Source organism: Cellulomonas uda, from assembly GCF_006538705.1.
In the GTDB taxonomy this organism is placed as follows: domain Bacteria; phylum Actinomycetota; class Actinomycetes; order Actinomycetales; family Cellulomonadaceae; genus Cellulomonas; species Cellulomonas uda.
Map to the genome: position 1 here is coordinate 51614 of NZ_BJLP01000022.1, position 7120 is coordinate 58733.

Sequence of the window (7120 nt, forward strand, 5' to 3'; positions counted from 1 at the left end):
CGGGGAACAGATCCGGCCTACGATCGGTTGACTGCGACAGCCCGCCACACCCGGCGACCCCTGCGACCCCGAGGACCGTCCTGTGACCGACCAGCCCATCCGCGAGCTCGTCATCGTCGGCTCCGGCCCTGCCGGCTACACCGCCGCGATCTACGCCGGACGCGCCGGCCTCGCACCGCTCGTCGTCGCCGGCTCCGTCACCGCGGGCGGCGCCCTCATGAACACCACCGAGGTCGAGAACTTCCCCGGCTTCCCCGCGGGCATCCAGGGCCCCGAGCTCATGGAGAACCTCCAGGGCCAGGCCGAGCGGTTCGGCGCCGAGGTGCTGTGGGACGACGCGACGTCGCTGTCCCTGACCGGTCCGGTCAAGGAGGTCACGGTCTCCGACGGCACGACGTACCGCGCCAAGGCCGTCATCCTGGCGACCGGCTCCGCGTACCGCGAGCTCGGCCTGGACGACGAGAAGCGCCTGTCGGGCCGCGGCGTCTCGTGGTGCGCGACGTGCGACGGCTTCTTCTTCAAGGACCAGGACATCCTGGTGGTCGGCGGCGGTGACTCCGCCGTCGAGGAGGCGACGTTCCTCACGCGGTTCGGCCGCTCGGTCACGCTCGTGCACCGCCGCGACCAGCTGCGCGCCTCGAAGATCATGGCCGACCGCGCCGCGGCCGACCCCAAGATCCAGTTCGCGTGGAACAGCGAGATCGTCGGGATCCACGGTGAGGAGAAGGTGTCCGGCGTGACGCTGCGCGACACCGTCACCGGCGAGACGCGCGAGCAGGACGCGGGCGCGGTCTTCGTCGCGATCGGGCACGTGCCGCGCACCGAGCTGCTGCTCGGCCAGGTGGACCTCGACGAGAACGGCTACATCGAGGTCCAGGGCCGCAGCACGCGGACCAACCTCGAGGGCGTCTTCGCGTGCGGCGACGTGGTCGACCACACGTACCGTCAGGCGATCACGGCCGCAGGCTCCGGCTGTGCCGCCGCGCTCGACGCGCAGCACTTCCTCGCGTCGCTCGGCGACGCGGTCGACCCGATGGTGCCCACCGAGGTGCCGGTCCTGGTGGAGGATGCCCGATGATCGACGTCACCGACGAGACGTTCCGCGCCGAGGTGCTCGAGTCCGAGATCCCGGTCGTCGTCGACTTCTGGGCGCCCTGGTGCGGCCCGTGCCGCATGGTCGCGCCCGTGCTCGCCGAGCTCGCGACGCAGTACGAAGGTCGCGTCAAGATCGTCAAGGTGAACTCCGACGAGAACCCGGTCGTCGTCGGCGACTACGGCATCGTCTCGATCCCGACGCTCAACATCTACTCCGGCGGCGAGCTGGTGAAGCAGGTCATCGGCGCCCGCCCCAAGGCCGCCTACGCCCAGGAGATCGAGGCGCTGCTCGCGGGCTGACCACCCGCGAGGTCCGCCCGGCATCACCGGGGCCTTCACACGACCCGTCCGTACGCGGGCCGTTTTTCCGTCCTGGGCACCCGACCCGGCGTGCAAGACTGCCAAGATGACCTCGCAGCCCTCGCCCCGGCCGGAGACGTCGGGCACCCCCACGTCCGCCGCCGCGGGTACGCGGCTCGACCCCTGGCTCGACGCGTACGCCGACCGCACGCACGGCATGCGCGCCTCGGAGATCCGGGCACTGTTCGCCGTGGCGAACCGGCCCGAGGTCGTCTCGCTCGCCGGCGGCATGCCGTTCCTCGACGGCCTCCCGCTGGACTCGCTCGCTCAGGTCGCCGCACAGGTGGTGGCGCAGCGCGGGCTGCAGGCCCTGCAGTACGGCTCCGGTCAGGGCGACGAGACCCTGCGCGAGCAGATCCTCGAGGTGATGGCGCTCGAGGGGATCAGCGCCCACCCCGACGACGTCGTCGTCACCACCGGGTCGCAGCAGGCGCTCGACCTGGTCACGCGCGTCTTCATCAACCCCGGCGACGTCGTCGTCGCCGAGGCCCCCTCCTACGTCGGTGCGCTCGGTGTGTTCCGCGCCTACCAGGCCGACGTCGTGCACGTGCCGATCGACGAGCACGGGCTCATCCCCGCCGCGCTCGAGGAGACGCTGACCTCGCTGGCCGCCGCGGGCCGGCAGACCAAGTTCCTCTACACCGTGCCGAACTTCCACAACCCCGCCGGGGTCTCGGTGTCGCTCGAACGGCGACCGCAGATCGTCGAGATCGCCCGTCGGCACGGCGTCCTCGTCCTCGAGGACAACCCGTACGGCCTGCTCGGCTTCGACCGCGACCCGTGGCCCGCGCTGCGCTCGTACGACGAGGACGGCGTCATCTACCTCGGCTCGTTCTCCAAGACGTTCGCCCCCGGCTACCGGGTCGGCTGGGCCGTCGCGCCGCACGCCGTGCGCGAGAAGCTCGTGCTCGCGTCCGAGTCCGCCATCTTGTGCCCCTCCAACGCGTCGCAGATCGCGATCTCGTCGTACCTGTCCACGTGCGACTGGCGGTCCCAGGTCAAGAGCTACCGCGAGCTGTACCGCGAGCGACGCGACGCGATGGTCGGCGCGCTCGCCGAGCACCTGCCCGAGGCGTCCTGGACCGTCCCCGACGGCGGCTTCTACACCTGGGTCCGGCTCCCCGAGGGCCTCGACGCGAAGGACATGCTCCCGCGCGCCGTCACCGCGCGAGTCGCCTACGTGCCCGGCACCGCGTTCTACTTCGACGGCACCGGCCGCGACCACATGCGGTTGTCCTTCTGCTACCCCACTCCCGAGCGGATCCGCGAGGGCGTGCGCCGACTCGCGTCCGTCGTCTCCGCCGAGCGCGAGCTCGTCGAGATGTTCGGCACCGGCACCACGGACGAGCCCGCCGACGACGTCGTCGCGCCCGCACCCGACGTCCTGTGACGCAGCCTCCTGCCACCGCCTCGTCCTCGGAGCACGCACCCGTGACCTCGTCGTCAGCCCCCGCCCCGTCCGCGCTCACGCCGCTCGTCCCCGGCTCGTCGGCCGCTCCCCGCGTCGCACTGCTCGCCGGGGGTCTCTCGCACGAGCGCGACGTGTCGATCCGCTCCGGGCGGCGCGTCGCCGAGGCGCTGCGGTCGGCCGGCGTCGAGGTGAGCCTGCACGACGTCGACGCGGACCTCGTGCCCGCGCTCACCGAGCTCGCGCCCGACCTCGTCTGGCCCCTGCTGCACGGCGCGAGCGGCGAGGACGGCTCCGTGCGCGACGTCGTCCAGCTGCTCGGCCTGCGCCTGCTCGGCACCGGACCCCGCGCGAGCCGCGTCGCGTGGAGCAAGCCCATCGCCAAGACCGTCGTGTCCCGCGCCGGCATCGTCACGCCCGAGTTCGTGACCCTCCCGCAGTCCCTGTTCCGCGAGCTCGGGGCGGGGCGGGTGCTCGACGCGATCGTCGGCCGGCTCGGGCTGCCCGTCGTCGTGAAGCCGTCGCGCGGCGGGTCCGCCCTCGGGGTGAGCGTCGTGCGGTCCGCCGACGAGCTGCCCCGCGCGATGGTCGAGTGCTTCGCCTACGGCGGCACCGCCCTCATCGAGCGAGCGGTCGACGGCGTCGAGGTCGCAGTCTCCGTGGTCGACCTCGGCGACGGTCCCGTGGCACTCCCCCCGATCGAGATCGTCACCGACGGGCCCTACGACTACGACGCGCGCTACAACCCCGGTCGCGTCGAGTACTTCGCGCCCGCGCGGCTCGCGCCCGAGACGCGCGCCGCCGTCGAGGACGTCGCCATCACCGCTCACCGCGCGCTCGGCCTCGCCCGGCTCTCCCGGGCGGACCTCATCATCGACGAGGACGGTGTCGTGCACTTCCTCGAGGTCAACGTGACCCCGGGGATGACGGAGACGTCGCTGTTGCCGCAGGCAGCAGAGGCCGCCGGGCACAACCTTGGGGCCTTGTACCGCGCGCTCGTGGAGGCGTCCCTCGCCGCCGAGCCGACCGGCCTGGCGGGCGTCGGGGCGCTCTGACCCGCTCGGCGCGCCCGGCCCGCGCCGACCCTCAGCCCTTCAGGAGGCCCGGGTCGTCGGGGGCGAGCGTCGAGAGGATCCGGTTCAGGTCCTGGACCGACGCGAACTCGACCGTGAGGCGCCCGCGCGACTTGCCGAGCTGCACCTTGACCCGCGTGTCGAGCCGGTCCGAGAGCCGGGTCGCCAGCTCGTCGAGCGCCTCGTTCCGCTGACCCGCCCGCGGCGCCGCACGACGCTGCCCCGGCGCCGCGTCGTCGCCACCGAGCGCGACGATCTCCTCCACGGCACGGACCGAGAGGCCCTCGGCGACGATCCGCTGCGCCAGCCGCTCGATCGCGGCGCCGTCCGCGAGCCCGAGGAGCGCCCGCGCGTGCCCCGCGGAGAGCACGCCCGCCGCGACGCGGCGCTGGACGAGCGGCGGCAGCTTGAGCAGGCGCAACGTGTTCGAGATCTGCGGCCGCGAGCGGTGGATACGCGTCGCGAGCTGCTCGTGGGTGCAGCCGAAGTCGTCGAGCAGCTGCTGGTATGCCGCCGCCTCCTCGAGCGGGTTGAGCTGCGAGCGGTGGAGGTTCTCCAGCAGCGCATCGCGCAGCAGGTCCCCGTCCTCCGTCTCACGGATGATCGCCGGGATCGTCTCCAGGCCCGCTGCCTGCGTCGCCCGCCAGCGCCGCTCACCCATGATGAGCTCGTAGCCGTCGTCGACCTGGCGCACGACGACGGGCTGCAGCACACCGATCTCGCGGATCGACCCGACGAGCTCGTCGAGCGCCTCTTCCTCGAAGACCGTGCGCGGCTGCTTCGGGTTCGGCCGGATCGAGCCCACCGGGAGCTCAGCGAACCGCGCGCCCGGCACCGGCACGAGCCCGTCCCTGTCGTCGACGGCCGGGTACGCGTCCGGCACCGCTGCGGCGGTGGCGTCCGACGCGACGCCGGCGTCCGACGCGGCCGTGCCGTTCGACGCGGCCGACGCGACATCCACGGGGGCGCTCGTCGCGTCGTCGGTCACGGCGCTCGCCGGGACGGCACCGGTCGGCGAGGCATCGCTCGTCGGCGTCGTGGCGACCGCCTCGTCGACCACGGCCGTCGCCGTCGCGATCGGTCCGGACTCGGCGTGCTGGTCCCCGAGGTCCGGGAAGAAGACGTCGACCGGACGGTCCTTGGGGGCGGGGCGCTGTCCGTCGAGCCCTGCGGGGATCAGCGCGCCCAGGCCGCGGCCCAGTCCACGTCGCTTCTCGCTCATCGGTCCTCCTCCGTGCCGCTGGTCGCGGTCACGCTGGTCGGTGTGGTGTCTGTGCCGGCCGCGGCGCCCCGCTCGGCGATCTCGCGCGCCGCTTCGAGGTACGCCAGCGCGCCGGACGAGCCGGCGTCGTACGTCATGACGGTCTGTCCGTAGCTCGGTGCCTCCGAGATCCGCACCGAGCGCGGCACGGTGGTCCGCAGCGTGCGCTCCGGGAAGTGCTCACGGACCTCGGCGGCCACCTGCTGTGCGAGGTTCGTGCGAGCGTCGTACATGGTGAGCAGGATCGTGGAGACGTGCAGGTCCGGGTTCAGATGAGCCTGGATGAGCTGGATCGTCTTGAGCAGCTGGCTCAGACCCTCGAGCGCGTAGTACTCGCACTGGATCGGGATGAGCACCTCGCGGGCGACGACGAACGCGTTGACCGTGAGCAGGCCGAGGCTCGGGGGGCAGTCGACGAAGACGTAGTCGATGCGCTCCATGCCGTTGTCGATGCGCCACTGCAGGTACGCATCGAGCGCGCTGCGCAGCCGTGTCTCCCGAGCCACCATCGAGACGAGCTCGATCTCGGCGCCCGAGAGGTCGATGGTCGCCGGCAGGCACCACAGGCGGGGCACGTCCGGGCTCTCCTGCACCGCCTCGGCGATCGGGGCGCCCTCGACCAGCACCTCGTAGATGGAGGGAGTTCCCGCGCGGTGCTCGATGCCCAGCGCCGTCGACGCGTTCCCCTGCGGGTCGTTGTCGAGCACCAGGACGTTCAGCCCCGACTGCGCGAGTGCCGCGGCGAGGTTCACCGTGGTCGTCGTCTTGCCGACGCCACCCTTCTGGTTCGCCACGGTCACCACGCGCGTCTCGGCGGGTCGCGGGAACTGTCGGCCCCGGAGCTCGATGCGCCGACGCGCGTCCAGCTGGAGCTCCGCCATCAACGGGGTGTCGGGCGTCGCCGTCGGCAGGCTCTCCACCAGCGCCGCGCGGCGCTGCTCCTCGGGGTCGAGGTCAGCCGGCGGTGCCGGCGTCTCCGGACGCGCGAGCGACTCCCCCGCTCCCGTTTCACGTGAAACGGGAGCGGACGGGTTCACGGTCGAGGCGTGCTCCACGGCGTCAGCCGCTCCGTTCAGGTGGTCGTCGGCGCCGTCGTGCGTCGCCGTGTCGTCGCGGCCGTCCGACGAGTCGTCGTGGATCTCGACGCTCTCGACCAGCTCAGCCGTCGCGGTCTCCCCCTGACCCTGGATGCCCCAGGTCGCGGCCCACGTCGCGGCGCGCCCTTCACTCTCCTGGCGCTCGTCGCCATCCGCAGGCGCGTCCGGCGCGGGTCCCCCGTCGTGCTCGGGAGCCAGCCCGTCCTGGTCCGCGGGAAGCTCAGCGGCCGCCGCATGCGTGGTCGCCTGCGCGTCGCGCGACTCATCCGGCAGGGGCGACGATGCGCCGTCGCTCCGCGGTGCGGACGCCGGCGCCTCCTCGTGAGCGATCCGCTCGGCGTCGGCCGCCGCCGGGGGCGAAGGCTGCGCCACGGGCGCCGGTTCGGCGCGTGCCGACTCGACGGGAGTCGCGGGCCACGCCGCGGTCGCGGGAACAGGCTGGGGCGCGCGCCCCTGCTTACGCCTTCCGAACACTCTTCCGCCCTTCGTGCACGGCGACGACGACGCGGGTCGGCTCGACGCCGACCAGCGTGCTGACCTCGTGCAGCTCCACGGCCCCCACCTGCGCGCGACGCGCCGCGCGGCGGCCGTTCTCGATCTCTTCCGCGGCACGGGCGCCCTTGAGCGCCACCAACATGCCGCCGGGCCGGATGAGCGGCGTCGCCCACCCGTACAGCTTCTCCATCGCGGCGACAGCGCGGGTCGTGACCGCGTCGACCTGCAGGTCGAGAGCCTCCTGCGCCCGTGCTCTGCGCACCTCGGCGTTCGAGAGGCCGAGGTGCGCGACGACCTCGTTCAGCCAGTCCGTCCGCCGCTCCATCGGCTC

The 7120-nt window shown here is 73.0% G+C and carries 7 protein-coding genes; 4 read left to right on the forward strand and 3 right to left on the reverse strand.

The genetic code is table 11. The features are described 5' to 3' along the window. The first annotated feature begins 82 nt into the window (after positions 1-82). From trxB to CUD01_RS08070, 4 genes are all read left to right on the forward strand, one after another. Complete coding sequence (gene trxB / locus CUD01_RS08055; protein WP_094181446.1) at positions 83-1078, forward strand: thioredoxin-disulfide reductase; 996 nt, start codon at positions 83-85, stop codon at positions 1076-1078. Beyond that, positions 1075-1395, forward strand: coding sequence for a thioredoxin (gene trxA / locus CUD01_RS08060; RefSeq protein ID WP_094181445.1), 321 nt, complete (start codon positions 1075-1077; stop codon positions 1393-1395). Before trxB ends, trxA begins: the two co-directional genes overlap by 4 nt. Before the next feature lie 106 nt (positions 1396-1501). After that, positions 1502-2845, forward strand: a complete 1344-nt coding sequence (locus CUD01_RS08065) for an aminotransferase-like domain-containing protein (RefSeq protein ID WP_094181444.1) — start codon at positions 1502-1504, stop codon at positions 2843-2845. Between the two features lie 41 nt (positions 2846-2886). Then, a complete protein-coding gene (locus tag CUD01_RS08070) occupies positions 2887-3918 on the forward strand; it encodes a D-alanine--D-alanine ligase family protein (protein ID WP_141320126.1) in 1032 nt (343 codons plus the stop codon). A gap of 31 nt (positions 3919-3949) precedes the next feature. Here the strand turns inward: CUD01_RS08070 and CUD01_RS08075 are convergent, their stop codons facing one another. From CUD01_RS08075 to CUD01_RS08085, 3 genes are all read right to left on the reverse strand, one after another. Continuing rightward, positions 3950-5158 carry a ParB/RepB/Spo0J family partition protein gene (locus CUD01_RS08075; RefSeq protein ID WP_141320128.1) on the reverse strand — a complete coding sequence of 403 codons (1209 nt, stop codon included), beginning with the start codon at positions 5156-5158 and terminating at the stop codon, positions 3950-3952. Beyond that, positions 5155-6666, reverse strand: a complete 1512-nt coding sequence (locus CUD01_RS17295; RefSeq protein ID WP_307722672.1) for an AAA family ATPase — start codon at positions 6664-6666, stop codon at positions 5155-5157. The genes CUD01_RS08075 and CUD01_RS17295 overlap by 4 nt, the downstream gene beginning before the upstream one ends. 85 nt (positions 6667-6751) lie before the next feature. After that, a partial coding sequence (locus CUD01_RS08085) for a 16S rRNA (guanine(527)-N(7))-methyltransferase RsmG (RefSeq protein WP_174773853.1) occupies positions 6752-7120 on the reverse strand: 369 nt, incomplete at its 5' end.